The following is a 24447-nucleotide window of genomic DNA, read 5'->3' on the forward strand; positions in this document are numbered from 1 at the left end:
AGCCGCCTTTTGTTTTTTTGACCGGCGAGCCGGTCAAAGCCATTCCGATCAAGCCGCGTGTTGCGTTTTGCCGGCCTCAGGCGAACGCCACCGCGCCAGCAACTCGTTCCATTTGACGCGCACGCCCTTCACGTTGTTTTCTTTCACGTGACCGTAGCCACGGATGCCGTCCGGCAGATTCGCCAGTTCGATGGCCAGCTCACGCTTCTGCACGGTCAGACCTGCGATCAGTTCACGCACCAGCGCGTCATACTCGCCGATCAACGCACGCTCGGTGCGACGCTCCTCCGTCTTGCCGAACACATCGAGCACGGTGCCGCGCAAGAACTTGAAGCGGGCCAGCACGTGCATTGCGCTGAAAACCCAAGGGCCGTACTTCTTCTTCACCAGATGACCCTTGGCATCCTTCTTCGAGAACGTCGGCGGCGCGAGGTGAATGTGCAGTTTCCAGTCGCCTTCGAAATTCGCTTTCAGCTTTTCGATGAACGCCGGATGGCTGTACAGACGCGCGACTTCGTACTCGTCCTTGTAGGCCATCAACTTGTGCAGGTTCTTCGCGACTGCTTCGGTCAACGGCAATTGGCCGTCGATCGAATCGAGCGCCGACTCCGCCGCACGCACTTGCGATACCAGCGCGCGATAGCGCTCGGCATACGCGCTGTTCTGCCACGCCGTCAGATAGTCGGCACGTTTGTCGATCAGCGTGTCGAGCGCCTTCGGCGTGTGCAGCGAGATGATCTTGCTGCTTGCCGTTTCCGCCGCGGCGCCGCGGCCCTGCGATTGCGCGAGTTTGCGTACCGCTGCCAGATCGTGCGCGGCACGGCGACCCCATTCGAACGCCGCGCGGTTCTTCTCGACCTGCACATTGTTCAGCTCGATGGCGCGCATCAGCGACTGATACATTAGCGGCACCCAGCCGCGTTGCCATGCATAGCCAAGCACGAACGGGTTCGTATAGATCGCATCGCCGAGCAGCGCGACCGCGAAGTGATTCGCGTCGACCGTGTCGACACCGTCGTCGCCTGCGGCCGCACGTACGTCGGCTTCCGTGCTGGTGCCCGGGAAGCGCCAGTTCGGATTCTTGATGAGCTCGGCGGTCGGCGTATGCGCGCTGTTCAACACCACGCGTGTGCGGCCCGCCTGCATGCGCGACACGCATTCGTCGCTGGCCGTGACGATCGCGTCGCAGCCGATCACGAGACTCGCTTCGCCCATGGCGATGCGGGTCGCGTGGATGTCGGCCGGATTCTTCGCGATCTGCACGTGGCTCATCACGGCGCCACCTTTCTGCGCGAGGCCGGTGACGTCGAGCACGGTGACGCCCTTGTTCTCCAGATGCGCGGCCATGCCGAGCAGCGCGCCGATCGTCACGACGCCCGTCCCGCCGACACCCGTCACCAGCACGCCGTACGGCCGCTCCATGGACGGCAACTCGGGTTCCGGCACCGGCGGCATCGCGTCGCCGGCGAGGCCGGAGGCGGCCTTCGGCTTGCGCAACTGACCGCCTTCAATGGAGACGAAGCTCGGGCAGAAACCGTTCACGCACGAGAAGTCCTTGTTGCAGGTCGATTGATTGATCTGGCGTTTCGTACCGTACTCGGTGTCGAGCGGCTCGACCGACAGGCAGTTCGACTTCACCGAGCAATCGCCGCAGCCTTCGCACACCGCCTCGTTGATCACGACGCGGCGCGCCGGGTCTGGATACGTGCCGCGTTTCCTGCGGCGGCGTTTCTCCGTTGCACAAGTCTGGTCGTAGATCAGGATCGTCGTGCCGGACACTTCGCGCAATTCACGCTGCACCTCGTCGAGCTTGTCGCGATGATGGATGTCGATGCCCGGCGCGAGGCCGACGTTCGCGGAGTACTTCTCCGGCTCGTCGGTGACGATCACGATTTTGGTCGCGCCTTCGGCGGCGAGCTGATGCGTGATCTGCGGCACGGTCAGCACACCGTCGACCGGCTGGCCGCCGGTCATGGCGACCGCGTCGTTATAGAGAATCTTGTACGTGATGTTGGCCTTCGACGCGATCGCCGCGCGAATTGCCAATAGCCCTGAGTGGAAGTAGGTGCCGTCGCCGAGATTGGCGAACACGTGCTTGTCGTTGCTGAACGGCGCCTGGCCGATCCACGCGACGCCTTCGCCGCCCATCTGGCTGAACGTACTGGTGCTGCGGTCCATCCACACAGTCATGTAATGGCAGCCGATGCCGGCCATCGCGCGCGAACCTTCCGGCACGTTGGTCGACGTGTTGTGCGGGCAGCCCGAGCAGAACCACGGCTTGCGTTCGGCTTCGACGCGCGGCCGCGCCAGCGCCTTCTCCTTCGCTTCGATCACCGCGATGCGCGTGGCAATGCGGGCGCGCACATCGGACGGCAAGTCGAATTTGTCGAGCCGCGTGGCGATGGCCTTGGCGATGATCGCCGGCGAGAGTTCGTAGTGCGCTGGCAGCAGCCAGTTGCCCATCGGCACCGACCATTCGCCGCCCGCACCGTCTTTCTCGTCGAACTTGCCGAACACACGCGGACGCTGGGCGTCGGGCCAGTTGTACAGTTCTTCCTTGATCGCGTATTCGAGAATCTGGCGCTTTTCCTCGACCACCAGAATTTCGTCGAGGCCGCGCGCGAAAGCCTGCGCGCCTTGCGCTTCGAGCGGCCACACGCAGCCGACTTTGTAGAGACGGATGCCGATGCGCGAACACGTTTCGTCATCGAGACCGAGGTCCGTCAGCGCCTGACGCACGTCGAGATACGCCTTGCCGCCGGTCATGATGCCGAAGCGCGCGTGCGGCGAGTCGATTTCGACGCGGTCCAGTTTGTTGGCGCGCACGTAGGCGAGCGCGGCGTACCACTTGTAGTCGAGCAGACGCGCTTCCTGCACCAGCGGCGGATCCGGCCAGCGGATATTCAGGCCGCCCTCGGGCATCGCGAAGTCTTCGGGCAGGATGATCTTCGTGCGGTGCGGATCGATATCGACCGAAGCCGACGACTCGACCACATCGGTCACGCACTTCATCGCGACCCACAGGCCGGAGTAGCGGCTCATTGCCCAGCCGTGCAGACCGAAGTCGAGATATTCCTGCACATTCGACGGGAACAGAACCGGCAGGCCGCACGCCTTGAAAATGTGTTCGGACTGATGCGCGAGCGTGGAGGATTTCGCGGCGTGGTCGTCGCCGGCGAGAACGAGAACGCCGCCGTTGCGCGCCGACCCGGCTGAGTTGCCGTGCTTGAAGACGTCGCCGGAACGGTCGACGCCTGGGCCTTTGCCGTACCACATCGAGAACACGCCGTCGTACTTGGCGCTCGGGTACAGATTGACCTGCTGCGAACCCCAGACAGCGGTCGCCGCGAGGTCTTCGTTGACGCCTGGCTGGAACACGACCTGATGCGCGGCGAGATGCTGTTTCGCCTTCCACAGGGATTGGTCGAGTCCGCCGAGTGGCGATCCACGGTAACCGGAGATGAAACCGGCGGTATTGAGTCCGGCGGCCCGGTCGCGTTCCTGCTGCAGCATCGGCAGACGCACCAGCGCCTGGATGCCGCTCATGTACGCGCGGCCGCGTTCGAGGGTGTATTTGTCGTCGAGCGTGACGGAAGATAGCGCGGCTTCGAGCGAGGCTCGCTGACCTGCGTCTAGCGGGGCGTTCATTATGTGTACTCCTCCAACCAGTTTGGGATCACCAAAACTTTTTTGGGCCGCGGCATCTTGTGAATGCGTAGGGCCGGGGCCGTCATATTGACGTGTTTTAAGTGATGGTAGCACTGGTGAAAACCCGCCGCAGGCTGCCAAAAATGCAGCGTCGCAGCCATATGGATGGTGTCGGACCGTAGTGGTCGTTCGCGCTGGCGGCGTTTCGTCGCCGCGTCCTGTAACAACCTGTAAAAGCTACGAATCTGCGGAACCGTGGTTGAAACGCCTGTCTAAACGGGCACCTGTGAGCAATGTCCGCGCAACGCTCCGCATTCGGTGGAGCTTCACGACAGCAGGGCAGTCAGAAAAGGAGTACGCATGAACACGAGAAACATCCAGACGTTCCTGATGGTTTCGGCCGCATTTTTCGCTATGAGCGCACCGGTGCGCTCGAACTCGGGCAGCGCAGGGGAGCTGTCGAACGCGGTGACGCGTCCGGCGCAGGTCGCGCCCGCACGCATTACCATGGACCGCGTCACGCGATCCAGCAAGTCCGACGAGGAAGACCAGAATTCGTGATGCACCGCTCACGCGGTGTGTCAGTTGAACAACCGGCCGTTGTCCCATCAAGCCAGCAAGGTTCTGCTTGAGACGACGGCACCCGTGAAAAGGGCGAGGATCGTGAGATCTTCGCCCTTTTCATTTGGATCTACTCATTTGGGTCTGGTTACGCGCCTTGTGAAGCTGCGCAAGCCGTCAGCTCTTGTCTTGCACCACACCGCGGCGAATCTGATCCAGTTCGATCGATTCGAACAGCGCCTTGAAGTTGCCCTCGCCGAAACCCTGATTGCCCTTGCGCTGAATGATCTCGAAGAAGATCGGACCGATCTGGTTTTCGGTGAAGATCTGCAGCAGCAAATCTTCCGGCGCGCCGTCGATCAGAATCTTGCGTTTGCGCAGTTCGTCGAGCGGTTCACCATGATTCGGTACGCGGCGGTCGACCAGTTCATAGTAAGTGTCGATCGTATCGAGCAGCGAGATGTTCGATGCGCGTAAGCCGTCCACCGTGCGGTAAATGTCGTTGCTGCCCAAGGCAATGTGCTGAATGCCTTCGCCGTGGTAGGCGTCGAGATATTCCTGAATCTGGCCGGCGGTTTCCGAACCTTCTTCGTTGATCGGGATGCGAATCTTGCCGCACGGCGAGGTCATTGCCTTCGACTTCACGCCCGTCACTTTGCCTTCGATGTCGAAATAACGCACTTCGCGGAAATTGAACAGACGCTCGTAGAACTCCGCCCATTCCTGCATCCGGCCGCGATGCACGTTGTGCGTCAGATGGTCGATGTAGGTCAAGCCGTGGCCGACCGGGTTCGGATTCGCCCCCGCAATGGGTTCGAAGTCGACGTCGTAAATGTCGATGTTGCCGATGCTGTTCGGCTCGGCCCCGTTCTTGCCGCGCCAGCGGTCGACGAAATAGATCAGCGAGTCGCCAATGCCTTTGATCGCCGGAATGTTCAATTCCATCGGGCCGGTTTTGTTGTCGAAGCCCCAAGCGCCTTTTTCCAAAGCCTGCTTGTATGCCTTGGCGGCGTCCTGAACGCGGAAGGCGATCGCGCAGATCGACGGGCCGTGCAGACGCGTGAAGCGTTGCGCGAACGAATCCTGTTCCCCGTTGACGATGAAGTTGATTTCGCCCTGCCGATACAACGTCACGTCTTTATGACGATGACGCGCGACAGCGGTGAAGCCCATCTGTTCGAACAGCTTGCCGAGCGCCTTCGGATCCGGCGCGGTGTATTCGATGAACTCGAAGCCGTCGGTGCCGACCGGATTTTCCCAAGTTGAAACCTGCATTGTCTGTCTCCTGATGCGCGCGGGGCGCTGGCGGGGATGTGCGATTGAGCGCGACTGAATGACGCAAGTGTAAAGGCCTGTCGGCGGCAAAAACTTGCGAACTTATTCGCGCATGGATACGCTGGCGCTAGTTTCTAGCCCAATGTTTCAAATGGACGGCAGAAAATGGCCAATATAGAGATAGACGCCATCGACAGGCGAATTCTGGCGATCCTTCAGGAGAATGGCCGGCTGTCAAATCAGGAGATCGCCGAACGGATCAATCTTTCGCCGAGCCCCTGTCTGCGGCGTATCCGTCGGCTGGAAGAGAGCGGTGTAATTCGCGGCTATGTGGCGTTGCTCGATGCGCAGCGACTCGGGCTCGACTTGCTCGCGTACGTGAACGTGCGGCTGGAAAAGCGCGGCGGTCCGGCGATCAGTCCGCGCGGCGACGCCACGCACGCCGATCTGTTCCGCGCGGCCGTTCAGGCCTGGCCCGAAGTGGTGGCATGCCATGCGATGACTGGCGAGATGGACTACTTGTTGCGCGTCCAGGTGGAGGACATGGCGCATTTTTCGCGCTTCGTGCAGGACCAGTTGCTGCACCATCCGTCGGTGATCGACGTGAAAACGAGCTTCTCGCTCGAAAAGATCAAAGAGACCACGGTGCTGCCGATTTTGTGAGCGCGGCAGTTTGCGTGCTGGCACGGCAACGAAAAAGGGCAGCCCCCGGGCCGCCCTTTTTGGTGCCGCAGCGCAAGTCGCTTAGGCTGCGACAGCCGACGGCATGAACGACTCCAACAGCTTGGACGCCTGACGCGCTTGCCGCTTGAGCGCGTAGTCGAACACGGCAGCCTGCTCTTGCAGCATTTCGGTGATGATGCTCGATTGATCCGCCGGCGGCAGCGTGAGGTAAGCGTCAGCCTCGCCGTACGCGTATTCGATCTTCATGCCGGCCTTCTTCGCGATGTGCATCATGGTCGAGTTGCGCGACAGGCAGTGCATGTACAACGTGGTGACGCGCGTATTGCGGCTGCGAATGGCGGCGCGCTCGAACAGCTTTGAGCCGATGCCCTGGCCGCGAACGCTTTCCAGCACGGACACGCCGAACTCGGCTGTGCGCTTGTCGCCTTCGGCAGGCAAATAGGCCAGGTGGCCGACGCCCGTAAGCTGCAACTGACTGTTGAAGACGCCGAACACGGTGTCACGCGTGAAGTCGATCGCGCGGACGTAGTTTTCGATGACGTGGTCCGGCACGATCTGGCCGAAGCGCAGGAGCCGGTCGTCTTCGTCGAGCGCGAGGAAGTGAGTGAGCAGACGTTCGCGGTCGACAGTGGTGAGTTCGCGGACCAGAGCAGGCGCACGACCGGCTGGCTGCGTCAAACGATCGTGCGCGACGATCGGCTCAGCGGCGCGGGGTGTAATCAAGTTCATGGTCGGGTTCTCCTTTTGGTCAAGCGGCGTGGTGCACCGCAAAAGCAATTTTAACGGAGAACAAGACCGATAACTAGGGAAAACCCGTATCAATATTTGAAGAGAGTGCCTAAAAAGCTTGCGCCCTATTTTCAGACCATTGATTTAGAAGAACAAATAAATGGAACGGACGTTCGTGACACGATGTCGCGCATCGGCCACGTCGGAGCATTATTGCGTCTGAATATTGTTGCGGTGCGGAATCAGACCGGGTTTGAGCTTAGTCCGTGGTCCACCATGCCGACCACCTGCTCGGCGAATTCACGATAACCCATCGGGCCGTCCGGCTTCAGCCAGGTGAATGTCCAGTTGATCATGCCGAATACCATCATGGTGAGCGCGGTCTGGTTGTCGCGCGTGGCGCGCTCGGGATAGGCGCGCGCCAACTGCCGCGCAAAAGCGGCGACCACGTCACGCTGACGGTTCAGAATCACTTCGCGCTGGGTGTCGACCAGATACTTCACGTCGTTCAATAGCGCGACGTGGCGGCTGTGCGACGTCTCATACTCCGACAGAAACGCCCGGATCAACTCGGCGAAGGTTTCCCGCTCCGACAAGCCGCGCCGCTGGCTCGCGCCTTCCACCTCGGCGATGATCAGCATGAGCCGTTTGGTGTAACGGTCCAGCAGATCGAACAAGATTGCTTCCTTGCTCGCGTAGTAATGGTAAAGCCGCGCTTTCGAGGTGCCGCTCGCAGCGGCGAGATCGGCCATCGAGGTGCTGGGATAGCTGGTCTGGGCGAATTTTGCCGCAGCGAGTTCGAGAATTTGTTCGCGTTGGGTTTCGTGGTCGGGGGCTCGGGTGCGGGCCATAGTCGTGTGTTTTTTTAGTGTGGACAGGGGGCGAAGGCTGCGCACAATTCCAGCGTGCGCCACGCGCTCGCGTCGCCACGCAGCTTGATGCGCCGGCTCGCGGCCAGTTCGCGGAAGCGCCACAGCACAATGCTGTCGCTGACCAGGAAGCCGAGTTCGGCGGCCATCAATTCGGCGGCAACGCGCGCGGCGGGCTGCCAGTCTTCAGTGACGCGCTCAAGAATCAGCGCGTCCAGTTCCGTGAAGCTGCCGCTCGTGAACGTATTGTCGCGCCAGCGCCGCGTTTCGCCGTTCGCGTGTTTGACTTCCTGCCATTCGAGCGCGAGCCGGCTGATGCGCAGCACGGAAATCGGCGCGGCGTCCGGCAACCGGGCTTGCAGTACGGCCGGCGCGAACATCCCGACAGAGGTCGCGCGGTCTTTGCGGCTATGCGCCCATGCGCCCGGATCGGTGAGATCGCAAATCGACAGGCGGATTTCGTTCAGACGCTGAGGGCAGTTGCGCAGGTGATAGCAGACACGGCGCAGCATCAATTGATCCGATGCGCTTTCGCCGTGCCAGACCACCAGATTTGCTTCGCCGCGCGCGATATTCTCAAGCGTCGCGGCCTGCTCGCGGAATTCCCGCAGGAAATCGCGCCGGGTGTCCGCGCTCACGCGATCCCAGAAGTCCGCGCGCACGTCCGGCGCGTCGTCGACGCCGCGGAGCGGGCCGACCGCGAGATCATCGCGCAACGCATGCACGCGATCGTCGCGGCCCACGTCCCGCAATGTGGTGCGGAGTGACTCGGCGGCGACATCGCCGTTGGTGAGGTGGATCGTGCTCATCGGCAGTGGCGTAGGTCGGTTAACAGCACTAGGGGCCGCTCATCGACCGGGACGGAAGTCCGATCGCGAGCGGCCCCTAGTGTAAGCGCATCGCGGAACTGCTGAAAGCGCGGCGGGCGTCCTTGCCTGGCCGTCCGCCGCTTAAGGCTCAACGTTCGTCGTAGCTCACCACCACGCGGTCGCTGATCGGATGGCATTGGCACGTCAGCACGAAACCGTCGCGGATTTCGTGCTCTTCGAGCGTGTAGTTCTTTTCCATCTTCACTTCGCCTTCCAGCACCTTCGCGCGGCAAGTGCAGCAGACGCCGCCCTTGCACGCGTAAGGCAGCGCGAGGCCGGCTCGCAGGCCGACGTCGAGCACGCTCACGCCCTGATACGGCAGGCGCAGCTTGCGGCGTTTCCCGTCGAGCACGATTTCGAGGTCGGCGGCCGGTGTGTCTTCGGTGATTTCGACCGGCGGCACGCCCGCCTGCGGCAGCGGCGAGCCGAAGCGCTCCACGTGCACCTTTTCCGCTGGCACGCCAGCGGCTTTCAGTGCGGCTTCGGCGGCGTCCATCATCGGACCGGGGCCGCAAATGAAGGCCTCGTCGATCGCCTCGGCCGGTAGCAGATTCTCGATGAAGGCCGCGCACTTTGCCTGATCGAGCACGCCGTTGAACAGCTCAACGTCCTGCAGATCGTCGGACAGCACGTGATAGAGCACGAAGCGATTCATGAAGCGGTTCTTCAGATCCTCGAGCTCTTCCGCGAACATGATCTGATCGACGCTGCGGTTGCCGTACACGAGCGTGAAGGTGCTGCGCGGTTCGACTTCGAGCGTCGTCTTGATGATGGCCAGCACCGGCGTAATGCCCGAACCGCCTGAGAACGCCAGGTATTGCTGGCCCTGATCGGCGTTCAGGTGGGTGAAGAAGCGCCCGTCCGGCGTCATGACCTCGATCGTGTGGCCGGGCTGCAGCGTGTCGAAGGCGAAGTTCGAGAAGCGCCCGCCGCGTACGCGTTTGATGCCGATGCGCAGTTCGCCGTCGCGATCGTAATCGGTGACGCCGACGCAGATCGAATACGAACGACGCGTTTCCTCACCATCGATATGCGTCTTCAGCGTGACGAACTGGCCTTGCGTGAAGCGATAGTGGTCGCGCAGTTCGGCGGGGACTTCGAAGGCGACCGAAACCGAATCGGCGGTTTCGGGCCGCACTTCGCGGATACGCAGCGGGTGAAATTGCGGGGTGGCCATGTCAGTATGGTTTGAAGTAGTCGAAGGGTTCGCGGCAGTCGAGGCAGCGGTACAAGGCTTTGCAGGCGGTCGAGCCGAATTGCGCGAGACGCTCGGTATGCGCCGAACCGCAACGCGGACACGACGGCGCGGGCAGCGCGCGGGGCACGAAGCGCATCACTTTTTCCTGCACGGGCGCGGGCGAGCCGCAATTGCCCGTGGGCGGCGCGATACCGTAGGCGCGCAGCTTTTCGCGTGCCTCGGCGGTCATCCAGTCAGTGGTCCAGGCCGGTGCCAGCACCGTGGCGATCCGATAAGGCGTGAGTTCCGCCACCTCGAGCGCATGCGCGACGTCCTCGGCAATCTGCGACATGGCCGGGCAACCGGAGTAGGTCGGCGTGATCACGACTTCAAGCGTGCCGTCGGCGGCGCGCCGCACGTCGCGCAGAATACCGAGCTCGCGAATCGACACCACCGGAATCTCCGGATCGGGCACCGTTTCGAGAACGGCCCATGCGCGTTCGAGCGCGGCGTCGGTCGTGTCGGTCATGTCGGTCGTGCGAAGGGCAGTCGAAGTCGTCATCGTCGGATTACCAGGTGGCGCCGGGATGCTGGCGTGCGAGGCTCTGCATTTCGGCCAACACGAAACCCATGTGCTCGGAATGCTCGCCGTGCTTGCCAGCCGTGATGTGCTTGACAGGTTCGGGCAGCGTCAAGGTAGCTTCGTCGAGCGTGGCGCGCACGTCGGCGAGCCATGCCGCTTCGAGGTCCGATGTCAACGGGCCGATGCCGGCGGCCGCGATGGTCTGCTCGACGGCGTCAGTGCTGAAGAACTCCCGCGTGTACGGCACCAGATAGTCCAGTGCGGCTTGCGCGCGGCGATGCGATTCTTCGGTGCCGTCGCCGAAACGGATCAGCCACTCGCGTGCGTGGTGCACGTGATAGCTGGTTTCCTTGATCGACTTCGATGCGATCGCCGCCAACTGATCGTCGGCGGATGCCGTGAGCGCTGTCCACAGATGCGCCATCAACGTCGAATAGAGGAAATTGCGCACGATCGTGACCGCGTAGTCCTTCTCGGCTTTCGCCGTGGCCGACAGCGGGCCGACATGCGGCAATTCGGCGAGCGTGTAGTTGGCGAACTCGCGCTCGGCGCGAAAGTACGCGTAGTCGTCTTCCGTGCGGTTTTTGCCGGTGAGCTGCTGCTCGAGCGACGCGGCATGCGTATACAGCAGGCGCGCCTGGCCGATCAGGTCAAGGCTCATGTTCGACAGCGCGATGTCCTCTTCGAGGATCGGGCCGTGGCCGCACCACTCGGTATTACGCTGACCGAGGATCAGCGCGGTATCCGCAAGGCGCAGCACGTATTGGAGATGTTGAGGCGTGATGTCCATGGCCGCGCTTACATGTGGTTGACTTCGTCGGGGAGCGTGTAGAACGTCGGGTGGCGGTAAATCTTGTCGCCAGCCGGTTCGAACAGCTCCGCCTTGTCTTCCGGCGCGGACGCCGTAATCGCCGACGACGGCACCACCCAGATGCTCACGCCTTCCTGGCGGCGCGTGTAGACGTCGCGCGCCATGCGCAGCGCCATCGGCGCGTCGGCGGCGTGCAGGCTACCGCAGTGTTTGTGGTCGAGTCCCTGCTTGCTGCGCACGAAGACTTCCCAAATCGGCCATTCCTTGTTCATTGCAGATCTCCTGATTCTTTGTCCGGCATATCGCGCGGGTTAGGCGGCGTGCTGTTGTGCGCGCTGGCGCTGTTTTTCGGCGTGGGCGAGGGCGGCTTCGCGGACCCAGGCGCCGTCGTCGTGAGCTTTGACGCGGGTGGCGAGACGCTCGCGATTGCACGGGCCGTCGCCATTCACCACGCGCCAGAACTCTTCCCAGTCGATGTCGCCGTAGTCGTGATGGCCGCGCGCTTCGTTCCACTTCAGGTCCGGGTCGGGAAGCGTGACGCCGAGCACTTTGGCCTGGTCGACGGTGGCGTCGACGAATTTCTGGCGCAGGTCGTCGTTCGAGATGCGCTTGATGCCCCATTTCGACGACTGGTTGCTGTGGATCGAATCCTTATCGCTCGGGCCGAACATCATCAGCACCGGCCACCACCAGCGATTCACGGCCTGCTGGACCAGTTCACGCTGCGCTTCGGTGCCGGACATCATCGACATGAGCGCGTCGAAACCCTGGCGTTGGTGGAACGACTCTTCCTTGCAGATGCGGATCATGGCGCGTGCATACGGGCCGTAAGTGCAACGGCACAGGGGAATCTGGTTCATGATCGCCGCGCCGTCCACCAGCCAGCCGATCACGCCGACGTCCGCCCATGTGGGCGTCGGGTAATTAAAGATGCTCGAGTATTTGGCTTTGCCCGAGTGCAGCGCCGCGATCAGCTGATCGCGCGATACGCCCAGCGTTTCCGCCGCGCTATATAAATAAAGGCCGTGGCCGGCTTCGTCCTGCACTTTGGCGAGCAGGATCGCCTTGCGCTTCAGGCTAGGCGCGCGCGTGATCCAGTTACCCTCCGGCAGCATGCCGACGATTTCCGAATGCGCGTGTTGCGAGATTTGCCGGACCAGCGTCTTACGGTAAGCCTCCGGCATCCAGTCCTGAGCTTCGATCTTGCCGTCGGCGGCCATGACCGCGTCGAATTGCGTCTGCTCGGACGAGTCCGCGCCCGCATCCAGCGGGGCGACATTGCCGGGAATATCCAGGGATTGCGTGTACATGGGGACGCTCTCTGCGGAAGTTGTCTGTGTGCGCACAGTATAAGCCAACCGACCGGTCGGTTAATAAATTTTTTGAGATAGGTCGATCGGGCCGATAGGGGAGGAGCGGACTCGTTACACAGGCGTTTCGTCTGTGCCGACGCCCCGCCCCCACACTAAACCTATAAAATTGCGAATTGGCCGCGATGTGCGGCCTTCCTGCATCCCCCGGTACTCATGTTACGTCTAAGCGAAATCAAACTTCCGCTCGATCATCCCGACAGTGTCCTCGAAGCCGCCGTGCATGCTCGCCTCGCGGAACTCGGCGTGGCCGCGGACGGGCTCGTCCGATACACCGTGTTTCGCCGCGCGCACGATGCGCGCAAGCGCGCCGACATCAAGCTCACCTACATCGTCGATGTCGAAGTCAGGGATGAAGCGGCGGCGCTCAAGCGGCTCTCCGATGTGCCGCACTGCGGCGTGACGCCTGACATGACGTACCGCTTCGTCGCCCAAGCGCCGGCGCAGATGACCGCGCTGCGCCCGGTCGTGATCGGCATGGGTCCGTGCGGCCTGTTCGCCGGGTTGATCCTGGCGCAAATGGGCTTCCGGCCGATCATCCTCGAGCGCGGCAAGGCCGTGCGCGAGCGCACCAAGGACACGTTCGGCCTGTGGCGCAAGTCAGTGCTCAATCCCGAGTCGAATGTGCAGTTCGGTGAAGGCGGCGCGGGCACCTTCTCGGACGGCAAGCTGTATAGCCAGATCAAGGATCCAAAGCACTACGGTCGCAAGGTGCTCGACGAATTCGTGCGGGCCGGCGCGCCGGAAGACATTCTGTTTCTTAGCCGGCCGCATATCGGCACGTTCCGGCTGGTAAGCATGGTCGAAAAAATGCGCGCGACCATCCACGAACTGGGTGGCGAGGTGCGTTTCGAAACCCGCGTCGACGATATCGAGATCGACGAGGGCAAGGTGCGCGGGTTAAAGCTGTCCACCGGGGAAACGCTGCGCTGCGATCATGTGGTGCTGGCGGTCGGTCACAGTGCGCGCGACACCTTCCAGATGCTGAACGACCGTGGCGTCTATATTGAGGCGAAGCCGTTTTCACTCGGGTTCCGGATTGAACATCCGCAGGGTTTGATCGATCGCAGCCGTTTCGGCAAGTTTGCCGGTCACAAGCAGCTTGGCGCCGCCGACTATAAGGTGGTGCATCACTGCAGCAACGGCCGCGCCGTCTACAGCTTTTGCATGTGCCCGGGCGGCACCGTGGTGGCGGCGACGTCCGAGCCGGGTCGCGTCGTGACCAACGGCATGAGTCAGTATTCGCGGGCGGAGCGGAACGCCAACGCGGGGATCGTCGTCGGTATTACGCCGGATGACTATCCGGGCGGCCCGCTCGCCGGCATTGCTTTTCAGCGCAAGTGGGAAGAGCGGGCTTTCGAGCTTGGCGGCGGCAACTATATGGCGCCGGGCCAGCTGGTCGGCGACTTTATCGCCGGCCGGCCGTCCACATCGCTAGGTTCGGTGGTGCCGTCGTACAAACCCGGCGTACATCCGACCGATCTCAGCACCGCGCTTCCCGACTACGTGATCGAGGCCATTCGCGAAGCCTTGCCGCAGATGGACAAGAAGATTGCCGGCTTTGCGATGCACGACGCGGTGCTGACCGGCGTCGAGACGAGAACGTCGTCGCCCATTCGCGTGCGTCGGCGGGACGACTATCAGAGCATGAATGTCGAAGGTCTGTATCCGGCTGGCGAAGGCGCTGGGTATGCCGGCGGCATCTACTCGGCGGCCATCGACGGGATCGAAGTCGCTGAAGCGCTCGCGTTGAAGATGGCCGGGGCGCAGGCGGCCTGAGTCGATAGGGACGGAATGCCGTCGCGCCCGGCCGCGACGGCCGTGGCGATCGGGCACAATGCTCGTTTCGCCTCGAACCGACTACCTGAATGACCATTCGCACCCTAGCTGCCGCATGCGGCGCAGCGCTGCTGGCCCAATTTGCCGTCTCCCCAACCGTTTTCGCCGCCGACGCCCCAGTGCATTGGGTCACTGCTTGGGCAACAGCGCTGCAACCCATCCCACAGCGGGCGGACTTGCCGCCGCTCTATCGCGCACCAGAAGTAGCCGGGCGGACCGTGCGCCAGATTGTCTATCCGACGTTGTCCGGAAAGTCGGCGCGGGTCCACCTTAGCAACCAGTACGGCAAAACGCCGCTGGTCATCGAAGATCTGCGCATCGCACGCTCGGCGGGCGGCGCGGCCGTGGTCAGTGGTGGTGAGGCGCGCGTGACGTTCGGCGGCAAGAGCGCGGTATCGATTCCGCCGGGCGGCGAACTGGACAGCGACCCGGTCGCCATTGATATTGCCGAAGCTGCTCCCTACGCGGTCAGCGTTTTTATGGGGCCGGAGCAGCGGATTATGGCTTGGCACCGCGTGTCGAGCCAGGTGAACTACGTTTCGGCGCCGGGTAATCACACGGCGGACGCCTCTGCGGAAGCGTTTCGCGGTCGGTTTACGCAATATGTGTGGATGAGCGGATTGTCGGTGGACGCGGCGCCTGCTTCTGCGGCCGTCGCCGCGATTGGCGATTCGATCACCGATGGCATGCGCTCCAGTCTGAACCAGAATCGCCGCTGGCCGGACGCGTTGGCCCGCCGGTTTGCCGCTAGCGGCAACCGGTCGACTGCGATCGTCAATCTGGGAATTAGCGGCAACCGCTTGCTGAGCGACTCCCCTTGCTACGGCGACGCGCTCGCGACGCGCTTCGAGCGCGACGTGCTCGCGCGGCCCGGCGTCAAGACGGCGATTCTGCTGATCGGCATCAACGACATCAACTTCGCGTCAATGCCGCCGCGTGGCGGTCTCGACTGCGACTTCCCGCACACCTCGGTGACGGCTGCCGACCTGATCGCCGGATACCAGCGGTTGATCGCCGCCGCTCGGCACGCCGGCGTGAAGGTCTTCGGCGCGACCTTGACGCCGGCGTCGCTTCCGCCGCAGCGAGAAAACATCCGGCGCGCCGTCAACCAGTGGATTCGGACCAGCCATGCTTTCGACGGCGTCGTGGACTTCGACGCTGCGCTGCGTGATCCGGCGCAGCCGGATCGCCTGCAGCGCAACTTTGACAGCGGCGACCACATCCATCCTGGCGACGCGGGCTACTCAGCAATGGCCGAGGCAGTTCCGATGGACGCGGTGGTGAAATCAGCCCACAAGTGAGCCGTCAAAAAAGATTTCGGTCGAACCCTTGTCATATAGCTGATGTTGACCTAAGATTCGCCTCCTCGTTTGCGAACGAGGGCCGCGGCAGAAACCAGCGGCCGTAACGTCAACAAGGTTTTAAGCGAAAGCGAAAAATGTTGTTGACGAAACGAAAAAGAGCCTTCATAATCTCGTTTCTCTGCTGCAGATGCAGCGACGCAGAACGAAGCGGTGCCGGGTGGTTGAAGTGTGGTGCTGGTTTGGTAGTGAATGCGTAACCGATCTTTAAAAATTAACAGCCGATAAGTGTGGGCGCTTGATGCGCGACGCGAGGCGGATCCTCCGGGGTCTGCCGCAAAGCGAAAGTATCAAGTCTCACACAGTAATGAAAGGAAGGTTTTTTCATCGCGAGATGGAAAGATCATTCGTCAGTACGTTGAGTGAGCGACCGGTTCTTAACTGAACCGAAAACAGTAACAGGTTTGAACTGAAGAGTTTGATCCTGGCTCAGATTGAACGCTGGCGGCATGCCTTACACATGCAAGTCGAACGGCAGCACGGGGGCAACCCTGGTGGCGAGTGGCGAACGGGTGAGTAATACATCGGAACGTGTCCTGTAGTGGGGGATAGCCCGGCGAAAGCCGGATTAATACCGCATGCGATCTGCGGATGAAAGCGGGGGATCTTCGGACCTCGCGCTGCAGGGGCGGCCGATGGCAGATTAGCTAGTTGGTGGGGTAAAGGCCTACCAAGGCGACGATCTGTAGCTGGTCTGAGAGGACGACCAGCCACACTGGGACTGAGACACGGCCCAGACTCCTACGGGAGGCAGCAGTGGGGAATTTTGGACAATGGGGGCAACCCTGATCCAGCAATGCCGCGTGTGTGAAGAAGGCCTTCGGGTTGTAAAGCACTTTTGTCCGGAAAGAAATCCTCTGCCCTAATACGGCGGGGGGATGACGGTACCGGAAGAATAAGCACCGGCTAACTACGTGCCAGCAGCCGCGGTAATACGTAGGGTGCAAGCGTTAATCGGAATTACTGGGCGTAAAGCGTGCGCAGGCGGTTCGCTAAGACAGATGTGAAATCCCCGGGCTTAACCTGGGAACTGCATTTGTGACTGGCGGGCTAGAGTATGGCAGAGGGGGGTAGAATTCCACGTGTAGCAGTGAAATGCGTAGAGATGTGGAGGAATACCGATGGCGAAGGCAGCCCCCTGGGCCAATACTGACGCTCATGCACGAAAGCGTGGGGAGCAAACAGGATTAGATACCCTGGTAGTCCACGCCCTAAACGATGTCAACTAGTTGTCGGGTCTTCATTGACTTGGTAACGTAGCTAACGCGTGAAGTTGACCGCCTGGGGAGTACGGTCGCAAGATTAAAACTCAAAGGAATTGACGGGGACCCGCACAAGCGGTGGATGATGTGGATTAATTCGATGCAACGCGAAAAACCTTACCTACCCTTGACATGTATGGAATCCTGCTGAGAGGTGGGAGTGCCCGAAAGGGAGCCATAACACAGGTGCTGCATGGCTGTCGTCAGCTCGTGTCGTGAGATGTTGGGTTAAGTCCCGCAACGAGCGCAACCCTTGTCCCTAGTTGCTACGCAAGAGCACTCTAGGGAGACTGCCGGTGACAAACCGGAGGAAGGTGGGGATGACGTCAAGTCCTCATGGCCCTTATGGGTAGGGCTTCACACGTCATACAATGGTCGGAACAGAGGGTCGCCAACCCGCGAGGGGGAGCCAATCCCAGAAAACCGATCGTAGTCCGGATCGCACTCTGCAACTCGAGTGCGTGAAGCTGGAATCGCTAGTAATCGCGGATCAGCATGCCGCGGTGAATACGTTCCCGGGTCTTGTACACACCGCCCGTCACACCATGGGAGTGGGTTTTACCAGAAGTGGCTAGTCTAACCGCAAGGAGGACGGTCACCACGGTAGGATTCATGACTGGGGTGAAGTCGTAACAAGGTAGCCGTATCGGAAGGTGCGGCTGGATCACCTCCTTTCTCGAGCTGGACGTGTCGAACGTTGAGCGCTCACGCTTATCGGCTGTGAAAATGGACAGACTCAGGGGTCTGTAGCTCAGTCGGTTAGAGCACCGTCTTGATAAGGCGGGGGTCGATGGTTCGAATCCATCCAGACCCACCAAAGTCTTGTCTGGTGTGCTGATCGTCTAAAAACCTCTGGGGTATCTGTATGACTGGGGGATTAGCTCAGCTGGGAGAGCACCTGCTTTGCAAGCAGGGGGTCGTCGGTTCGATCCCGTCATCCTCCACCAATCCTCAATGCCGGTTTTACTGCGGCAGACCTTGAAAGGGGTTTGCGGTGTAGTGAAACAGGCATTGGCGATTGAGCCAGTCAGAGTGACATGAAACAGGGTTTTATGTCGGCTGTCGTTCTTTAACAATCAGGAAGAAGTAGTAAAGAGATTCACGAAAGCATACTTAGAGATGGGTGTGCGAGTAGGTGAATCAGGGTTGTGATTGTATCAATGTATGAAAAGAGAGATCGAAAGATCGCTTTTGGAATACGGCGCAACACGAATACTCAACCTGTAGCGGGCGTGGCGAGCGTGTGATTCCCAGTGGATCACACAGGAGACACACCCGTTATAGGGTCAAGCGAACAAGTGCATGTGGTGGATGCCTTGGCGATCACAGGCGATGAAGGACGCGGTAGCCTGCGAAAAGCGGTGGGGAGCTGGCAAACGAGCTTTGATCCACCGATATCCGAATGGGGAAACCCGGCCCGTATGGGTCATCCATGACTGAATCCATAGGTCATGTGAAGCGAACGCGGTGAACTGAAACATCTAAGTAACCGCAGGAAAAGAAATCAACCGAGATTCCCAGAGTAGTGGCGAGCGAAATGGGACCAGCCTGTACTCTTTATCTTCATTGTTAGTCGAAGGCTCTGGAAAGTGCCGCCATAGCAGGTGATAGCCCTGTAGACGAAAACAGCGAGGAAGAACTAGGTGTACGGAAAGTAGGGCGGGACACGTGAAATCCTGTCTGAAGATGGGGGGACCATCCTCCAAGGCTAAATACTCGTGATCGACCGATAGTGAACCAGTACCGTGAGGGAAAGGCGAAAAGAACCCCGGGAGGGGAGTGAAACAGATCCTGAAACCGCATGCATACAAACAGTCGGAGCCTCGCAAGGGGTGACGGCGTACCTTTTGTATAATGGGTCAGCGACTTACATTCAGTGGCAAGCTTAACCGATTAGGGCAGGCGTAGCGAAAGCGAGTCCGAACAGGGCGTTCAGTCGCTGGGTGTAGACCCGAAACCAGGTGATCTATCCATGGCCAGGATGAAGGTGCGGTAACACGTACTGGAGGTCCGAACCCACTAACGTTGAAAAGTTAGGGGATGAGCTGTGGATAGGGGTGAAAGGCTAAACAAACCTGGAAATAGCTGGTTCTCTCCGAAAACTATTTAGGTAGTGCCTCGTGTATCACCTTCGGGGGTAGAGCACTGTCATGGTTGTGGGGTCCATTGCGGATTACTACGCCATAGCAAACTCCGAATACCGAAGAGTGCAATCACGGGAGACAGACATCGGGTGCTAACGTCCGGTGTCAAGAGGGAAACAACCCAGACCGCCAGCTAAGGTCCCCAAATATTGCTAAGTGGGAAACGAAGTGGGAAGGCTAAAACAGTCAGGAGGTTGGCTTAGAAGCAGCCATCCTTTAAAGAAAGCGTAATAGCTCACTGATCGAGTCGTCCTGCGCGGAAGATGTAACGGGGCTAAGCAATATACCGAAGCTGCGGATGCACATTTATGTGCATGGTAGGAGAGCGTTCCGTAAGCCTGCGAAGGTGCACTGGAAAGTGTGCTGGAGGTATCGGAAGTGCGAATGCTGACATGAGTAGCGATAAAGGGGGTGAAAGGCCCCCTCGCCGTAAGCCCAAGGTTTCCTACGCAACGTTCATCGGCGTAGGGTGAGTCGGCCCCTAAGGCGAGGCAGAAATGCGTAGCTGATGGGAAGCAGGTTAATATTCCTGCACCATTGTTGAATGCGATGGGGGGACGGATCGCGGAAGGTTGTCCGGGTGTTGGAAGTCCCGGTCCTTGCATTGGAGAAGGCGCTTTGGCAAATCCGGGCGCGGAATTCAAGGGTGCGAGGCCAGTCGCTCAGGCGACGAAGCAATCGGAAGTGGTTCCAGGAAAAGCCTCTAAGCTTCAGTTCAACAAGACCGTACCGCAAACCGACACAGGTGGGCGAGATGAGTATTCTAAGGCGCTTGAGAGAACTCGGGAGAAGGAACTCGGCAAATTGGTACCGTAACTTCGGGATAAGGTACGCCCCTGTAGCCTGACTGGCCTGCGCCAGAAGGGTGAAGGGGTTGCAATAAACTGGTGGCTGCGACTGTTTAATAAAAACACAGCACTCTGCAAACACGAAAGTGGACGTATAGGGTGTGACGCCTGCCCGGTGCCGGAAGATTAAATGATGGGGTGCAAGCTCTTGATTGAAGTCCCGGTAAACGGCGGCCGTAACTATAACGGTCCTAAGGTAGCGAAATTCCTTGTCGGGTAAGTTCCGACCTGCACGAATGGCGTAACGATGGCCACACTGTCTCCTCCCGAGACTCAGCGAAGTTGAAGTGTTTGTGATGATGCAATCTCCCCGCGGCTAGACGGAAAGACCCCATGAACCTTTACTGTAGCTTTGCATTGGACTTTGAACCGGTCTGTGTAGGATAGGTGGGAGGCTTTGAAGCGTGGACGCCAGTCTGCGTGGAGCCATCCTTGAAATACCACCCTGGTTTGTTTGAGGTTCTAACCTTGGTCCGTGATCCGGATCGGGGACAGTGCATGGTAGGCAGTTTGACTGGGGCGGTCTCCTCCCAAAGTGTAACGGAGGAGTACGAAGGTACGCTAGGTACGGTCGGAAATCGTGCTGATAGTGCAATGGCATAAGCGTGCTTAACTGCGAGACCGACAAGTCGAGCAGGTGCGAAAGCAGGTCATAGTGATCCGGTGGTTCTGTATGGAAGGGCCATCGCTCAACGGATAAAAGGTACTCTGGGGATAACAGGCTGATACCGCCCAAGAGTTCATATCGACGGCGGTGTTTGGCACCTCGATGTCGGCTCATCTCATCCTGGGGCTGTAGCCGGTCCCAAGGGTATGGCTGTTCGCCATTTAAAGAGGTACGTGAGCTGGGTTTAAAACGTCGTGAGACAGTTTGGTCCCTATCTGCCGTGGGCGCTGGATATTTGAAGGGGGCTGCTCCTAGTACGAGAGGACCGGAGTGGACGAACCTCTGGTGTACCGGTTGTCACGCCAGTGGCATCGCCGGGTAGCTATGTTCGGAAGAGATAACCGCTGAAAGCATCTAAGCGGGAAACTCGCCTTAAGATGAGATATCCCCGGGGCTTCGAGCCCCTTGAAGGGTCGTTCAAGACCAGGACGTTGATAGGTCAGGTGTGGAAGCGCAGTAATGCGTTAAGCTAACTGATACTAATTGCCCGTAAGGCTTGATCCTATAACAGGTGTGTTTCGTCATGAGTTAGTGCTTCAGCACTTACTCAGGACAACCCCCGAAGGGGGCAGGGCGCTGGAATGACCAGAGGCGCTCGCAGAACGCACGGTTGAGATCAGTGTTGTGCGAATTGATACACACAGACAACACAACCCCAACAGCTTCACCCCTGGTGAGCATCACCAGAAACTACTTCTTCCCGATTGGTTGTGCTGTCCCACAGACAGCATGACAACAAGTCATGCCTGATGACCATAGCGAGTCGGTCCCACCCCTTCCCATCCCGAACAGGACCGTGAAACGACTCCACGCCGATGATAGTGCGGATTACCCGTGTGAAAGTAGGTAATCGTCAGGCTCCCCAGCAGCATCAGAAACCCCACCCAAAAAAGGTGGGGTTTCTGCGTTTACGGAAGCGTTGAAATCACTATATAAGTGAGAGCCTTGGGTTTGGAACGATCAAGCAAGTCTTGACAATAAGCGGTTGTTCCCCCATAATCATCAGTTCTCTGCGGAGGGGTGCCCGAGTGGCTAAAGGGGGCAGACTGTAAATCTGTTGGCTTACGCCTACGTTGGTTCGAATCCAACCTCCTCCACCAGAATGCAAGTTGTAGCAGTTGTTGGGAATCCATGGATCCTTGCGGGTGTAGCTCAATGGTAGAGCAGAAGCCTTCCAAGCTTACGACGAGGGTTCGATTCCCTTCACCCGCTCCAGCATTGGAGAAGTAGCGCCCATGTGGCTCAGTGGTAGAGCACTCCCTTGGTAAGGGAGAGGTCGGCAGTTCGATCCTGCCCATGGGCACCAGAAGTACTTAGTGATTGTTTGCGCCCGGCGCAACGTACGGAAAAATCCTCTTAGGAGTCGAAAATGGCCAAGGGTAAGTTTGAGCGGACCAAGCCGCACGTGAACGTCGGCACGATCGGTCACGTTGACCACGGCAAGACCACGCTGACGGCAGCGATCACGACGGTTCTGACGCAGAAGTTTGGCGGCGAAGCGAAGGCATACGACCAGATCGACGCGGCACCGGAAGAAAAGGCACGTGGTATCACGATCAACACGGCACACGTCGAGTACGAAACGGCTAACCGCCACTACGCGCACGTCGACTGCCCGGGCCACGCTGACTATGTGAAGAACATGATCACGGGTGCAGCGCAGATGGACGGCGCGATCCTGGTGTGCTCGGCCGCTGACGGCCCGATGCCGCAAACGCGTGAGCACATCCTGCTGGCGCGCCAGGTTGGCGTGCCGTACATCATCGTGTTCCTGAACAAGTGCGACATGGTGGACGACGCCGAGCTGCTGGAACTGGTCGAGATGGAAGTTCGCGAACTTCTGTCGAAGTACGACTTCCCGGGCGACGACACGCCGATCATCAAGGGTTCGGCCAAACTGGCGCTGGAAGGCGACAAGGGCGAGCTGGGCGAAGTGGCGATCATGAATCTGGCCGACGCGCTGGATACGTACATCCCGACGCCGGAGCGCGCAGTGGACGGCGCGTTCCTGATGCCGGTGGAAGACGTGTTCTCGATCTCGGGTCGCGGCACGGTGGTGACGGGTCGCGTTGAGCGCGGCGTCGTGAAGGTCGGCGAGGAAATCGAAATCGTTGGTATCAAGCCGACGGTGAAGACGACCTGCACGGGCGTGGAAATGTTCCGCAAGCTGCTCGATCAAGGTCAGGCAGGCGACAACGTGGGTATCCTGCTGCGCGGCACGAAGCGTGAAGACGTGGAGCGTGGCCAGGTGCTGGCGAAGCCGGGTTCGATCAACCCGCACACGCACTTCACGGCTGAAGTGTACGTGCTGAGCAAGGACGAAGGCGGCCGCCACACGCCGTTCTTCAACAACTACCGTCCGCAGTTCTACTTCCGTACGACGGACGTGACGGGCTCGATCGAGTTGCCGAAGGACAAGGAAATGGTCATGCCGGGCGACAACGTGTCGATCACGGTGAAGCTGATCAACCCGATCGCGATGGAAGAAGGTCTGCGTTTCGCCATCCGCGAAGGCGGCCGTACGGTCGGCGCAGGTGTGGTTGCCAAGATTCTCGAGTAACGCCAGATAGTTCTCGTTAATCGGTAGTTTCGGGGTTGGCGGTGTCGTCAGCCCCAAATGGTTTAGGGGTATAGCTCAACTGGCAGAGCGTCGGTCTCCAAAACCGAAGGTTGGGGGTTCGATTCCCTCTGCCCCTGCCAACTCTCGCGCCGTATGTGGCGCTTCGTTAAGGTGTTATGGCGAATCCTTCCGTCGAAACTGTAAATACATCCGGCGACAAGCTGATGCTCGTCGCGGGCGTATTGCTGGTCTTGGCCGGGTTCGTGGGGTTCTTCTGGCTTAGTGGCCAGGAATGGTACGTCCGCGGAGCTGCCTTGGCTGTTGGTGCGATCGCGGGTGTTGCAGTCGGTCTTCTCTCCGCGCCTGGCAAGGGTTTCATCGCTTTCGCCAAAGATTCGTACAAGGAAGTCCGCAAGGTTGTTTGGCCGACTCGCAAAGAGGCTACCCAGACAACGCTCGTAGTGTTCGGCTTCGTGTTCGTCATGGCGATCTTTCTGTGGATCAGTGATAAATCCATCGAATGGGCGATTTTCTCGGTGATTCTGGGTTGGAAATGATATGAGCGATACTCCGGCATCCCCGAGTGGCAAACGTTGGTACGTCGTGCACGCCTACTCCGGCATGGAGAAGAGCGTGCAACGTGCGCTCCAGGAGCGCATCGAACGTGCTGGCATGCAAGACCGGTTCGGTCAAATCCTCGTTCCGACTGAAGAGGTCGTCGAGGTGAAAGGCGGTCACAAGTCGGTGACCGAGCGTCGTTTCTTCCCGGGCTATGTGCTCGTTGAAATGGAAATGACTGACGAGACGTGGCACCTCGTGAAAAACACGGCAAAGGTGACGGGTTTCGTAGGCGGTGCGCGTAATCGTCCGAGTCCGATTTCCCCGCGGGAAGTCGAGAAGATCATGTCGCAAATGCAGGAAGGCGTGGAGAAGCCGCGTCCGAAGACCCTGTTCGAAGTTGGCGAGATGGTGCGGGTGAAGGATGGTCCGTTCACGGATTTCAACGGCAGCGTCGAAGAAGTGAACTACGAAAAGTCACGCGTCCGTGTTTCCGTTACAATCTTCGGCCGCGCAACGCCGGTCGAGCTGGAATTCGGCCAGGTCGAAAAGTTGTAATCCAGAATTTTGCGGAGCGCGCCAGTCGGCGCGTTCCGTATTTCGCGCTTACGGTCCGCGTAATGGCCGTTGAG

General features: G+C 59.9%; 17 protein-coding genes, 6 tRNA genes and 3 rRNA genes. 16 read left to right on the forward strand and 10 right to left on the reverse strand.

The genetic code is table 11. The features are described 5' to 3' along the window. Positions 1 to 48: 48 nt before the first annotated feature. Positions 49 to 3648, reverse strand: coding sequence for an indolepyruvate ferredoxin oxidoreductase family protein (locus RI103_RS01040; RefSeq protein WP_310813656.1), 3600 nt, complete (start codon positions 3646 to 3648; stop codon positions 49 to 51). 360 nt (positions 3649 to 4008) lie between these two features. Here RI103_RS01040 and RI103_RS01045 point away from each other — a divergent pair, with 360 nt between their 5' ends. Then, positions 4009 to 4209 (forward strand): hypothetical protein, encoded by a 201-nt coding sequence (locus tag RI103_RS01045; protein ID WP_310813657.1) that lies wholly within the window; start codon positions 4009 to 4011, stop codon positions 4207 to 4209. 177 nt (positions 4210 to 4386) lie between these two features. On the opposite strand, the gene hppD is transcribed toward RI103_RS01045, so the two are convergent. Further along, a complete protein-coding gene (hppD, locus tag RI103_RS01050) occupies positions 4387 to 5484 on the reverse strand; it encodes a 4-hydroxyphenylpyruvate dioxygenase (RefSeq protein WP_310813658.1) in 1098 nt (365 codons plus the stop codon). Between the two features lie 165 nt (positions 5485 to 5649). Here hppD and RI103_RS01055 point away from each other — a divergent pair, with 165 nt between their 5' ends. Further along, the gene (locus tag RI103_RS01055) at positions 5650 to 6147 is read left to right on the forward strand and encodes an Lrp/AsnC family transcriptional regulator (RefSeq protein WP_310813659.1); all 498 of its coding nucleotides are present in this window, start codon (positions 5650 to 5652) and stop codon (positions 6145 to 6147) included. An 81-nt stretch (positions 6148 to 6228) separates the two neighbouring features. Here RI103_RS01055 and RI103_RS01060 read toward each other — a convergent pair whose 3' ends face one another. From RI103_RS01060 to paaA, 8 genes are all read right to left on the reverse strand, one after another. Further along, positions 6229 to 6897 carry a GNAT family N-acetyltransferase gene (locus tag RI103_RS01060; RefSeq protein ID WP_310813660.1) on the reverse strand — a complete coding sequence of 223 codons (669 nt, stop codon included), beginning with the start codon at positions 6895 to 6897 and terminating at the stop codon, positions 6229 to 6231. Between the two features lie 242 nt (positions 6898 to 7139). Then, the gene (locus RI103_RS01065) at positions 7140 to 7748 is read right to left on the reverse strand and encodes a TetR/AcrR family transcriptional regulator (protein ID WP_310813661.1); all 609 of its coding nucleotides are present in this window, start codon (positions 7746 to 7748) and stop codon (positions 7140 to 7142) included. Between the two features lie 14 nt (positions 7749 to 7762). Beyond that, complete coding sequence (locus tag RI103_RS01070) at positions 7763 to 8575, reverse strand: DUF1835 domain-containing protein (RefSeq protein ID WP_310813662.1); 813 nt, start codon at positions 8573 to 8575, stop codon at positions 7763 to 7765. A 148-nt stretch (positions 8576 to 8723) separates the two neighbouring features. Continuing rightward, on the reverse strand, positions 8724 to 9812 hold the full coding sequence (gene paaE / locus RI103_RS01075; protein WP_310813663.1) for a 1,2-phenylacetyl-CoA epoxidase subunit PaaE: 1089 nt from the start codon (positions 9810 to 9812) through the stop codon (positions 8724 to 8726). Between the two features lies 1 nt (position 9813). Continuing rightward, on the reverse strand, positions 9814 to 10374 hold the full coding sequence (gene paaD, locus RI103_RS01080) for a 1,2-phenylacetyl-CoA epoxidase subunit PaaD (RefSeq protein WP_310813664.1): 561 nt from the start codon (positions 10372 to 10374) through the stop codon (positions 9814 to 9816). Positions 10375 to 10381: 7 nt separating this feature from the next. Then, positions 10382 to 11185, reverse strand: coding sequence for a 1,2-phenylacetyl-CoA epoxidase subunit PaaC (gene paaC, locus RI103_RS01085; RefSeq protein WP_310813665.1), 804 nt, complete (start codon positions 11183 to 11185; stop codon positions 10382 to 10384). Positions 11186 to 11193: 8 nt separating this feature from the next. Beyond that, positions 11194 to 11478, reverse strand: a complete 285-nt coding sequence (gene paaB / locus RI103_RS01090) for a 1,2-phenylacetyl-CoA epoxidase subunit PaaB (protein WP_007179854.1) — start codon at positions 11476 to 11478, stop codon at positions 11194 to 11196. A 39-nt stretch (positions 11479 to 11517) separates the two neighbouring features. Beyond that, complete coding sequence (gene paaA / locus RI103_RS01095) at positions 11518 to 12516, reverse strand: 1,2-phenylacetyl-CoA epoxidase subunit PaaA (protein WP_310813666.1); 999 nt, start codon at positions 12514 to 12516, stop codon at positions 11518 to 11520. Between the two features lie 216 nt (positions 12517 to 12732). Here paaA and RI103_RS01100 point away from each other — a divergent pair, with 216 nt between their 5' ends. The 14 genes from RI103_RS01100 to nusG all read left to right on the forward strand — a co-directional run bounded on the left by RI103_RS01100 (position 12733) and on the right by nusG (position 24373). Then, positions 12733 to 14355 carry an NAD(P)/FAD-dependent oxidoreductase gene (locus RI103_RS01100; protein ID WP_310813667.1) on the forward strand — a complete coding sequence of 541 codons (1623 nt, stop codon included), beginning with the start codon at positions 12733 to 12735 and terminating at the stop codon, positions 14353 to 14355. Positions 14356 to 14444: 89 nt separating this feature from the next. Further along, on the forward strand, positions 14445 to 15716 hold the full coding sequence (locus RI103_RS01105; RefSeq protein ID WP_310813668.1) for an SGNH/GDSL hydrolase family protein: 1272 nt from the start codon (positions 14445 to 14447) through the stop codon (positions 15714 to 15716). 466 nt (positions 15717 to 16182) lie between these two features. Continuing rightward, positions 16183 to 17713: ribosomal RNA gene (locus tag RI103_RS01110) — 16S ribosomal RNA — on the forward strand. Positions 17714 to 17778: 65 nt separating this feature from the next. Continuing rightward, positions 17779 to 17855, forward strand: a tRNA-Ile gene (locus tag RI103_RS01115). Between the two features lie 54 nt (positions 17856 to 17909). Further along, positions 17910 to 17985 (forward strand) — tRNA-Ala (locus tag RI103_RS01120). Positions 17986 to 18322: 337 nt separating this feature from the next. Continuing rightward, positions 18323 to 21201, forward strand: a 23S ribosomal RNA gene (locus tag RI103_RS01125). 241 nt (positions 21202 to 21442) lie between these two features. After that, a 5S ribosomal RNA gene (gene rrf, locus RI103_RS01130) occupies positions 21443 to 21556 on the forward strand. Together the 16S, 23S and 5S rRNA genes with 5 tRNA genes alongside form the textbook arrangement of a ribosomal RNA operon. A gap of 155 nt (positions 21557 to 21711) precedes the next feature. Continuing rightward, positions 21712 to 21797, forward strand: a tRNA-Tyr gene (locus RI103_RS01135). Positions 21798 to 21838: 41 nt separating this feature from the next. Further along, positions 21839 to 21912: transfer RNA gene (locus RI103_RS01140), tRNA-Gly, on the forward strand. 16 nt (positions 21913 to 21928) lie between these two features. Beyond that, positions 21929 to 22003: transfer RNA gene (locus tag RI103_RS01145), tRNA-Thr, on the forward strand. 63 nt (positions 22004 to 22066) lie between these two features. Next, positions 22067 to 23257: an elongation factor Tu gene (tuf, locus tag RI103_RS01150; protein WP_012434572.1), complete on the forward strand. Its 1191-nt coding sequence runs from the start codon at positions 22067 to 22069 to the stop codon at positions 23255 to 23257. A 64-nt stretch (positions 23258 to 23321) separates the two neighbouring features. Beyond that, positions 23322 to 23397 (forward strand) — tRNA-Trp (locus RI103_RS01155). A 36-nt stretch (positions 23398 to 23433) separates the two neighbouring features. After that, positions 23434 to 23814, forward strand: a complete 381-nt coding sequence (gene secE, locus RI103_RS01160) for a preprotein translocase subunit SecE (protein ID WP_046567533.1) — start codon at positions 23434 to 23436, stop codon at positions 23812 to 23814. 1 nt (position 23815) lies between these two features. Further along, positions 23816 to 24373 carry a transcription termination/antitermination protein NusG gene (gene nusG, locus RI103_RS01165; RefSeq protein ID WP_310813669.1) on the forward strand — a complete coding sequence of 186 codons (558 nt, stop codon included), beginning with the start codon at positions 23816 to 23818 and terminating at the stop codon, positions 24371 to 24373. Positions 24374 to 24447: the final 74 nt, after the last annotated feature.

It is taken from the genome of Paraburkholderia sp. FT54 (genome assembly GCF_031585635.1).
Lineage (GTDB): Bacteria > Pseudomonadota > Gammaproteobacteria > Burkholderiales > Burkholderiaceae > Paraburkholderia.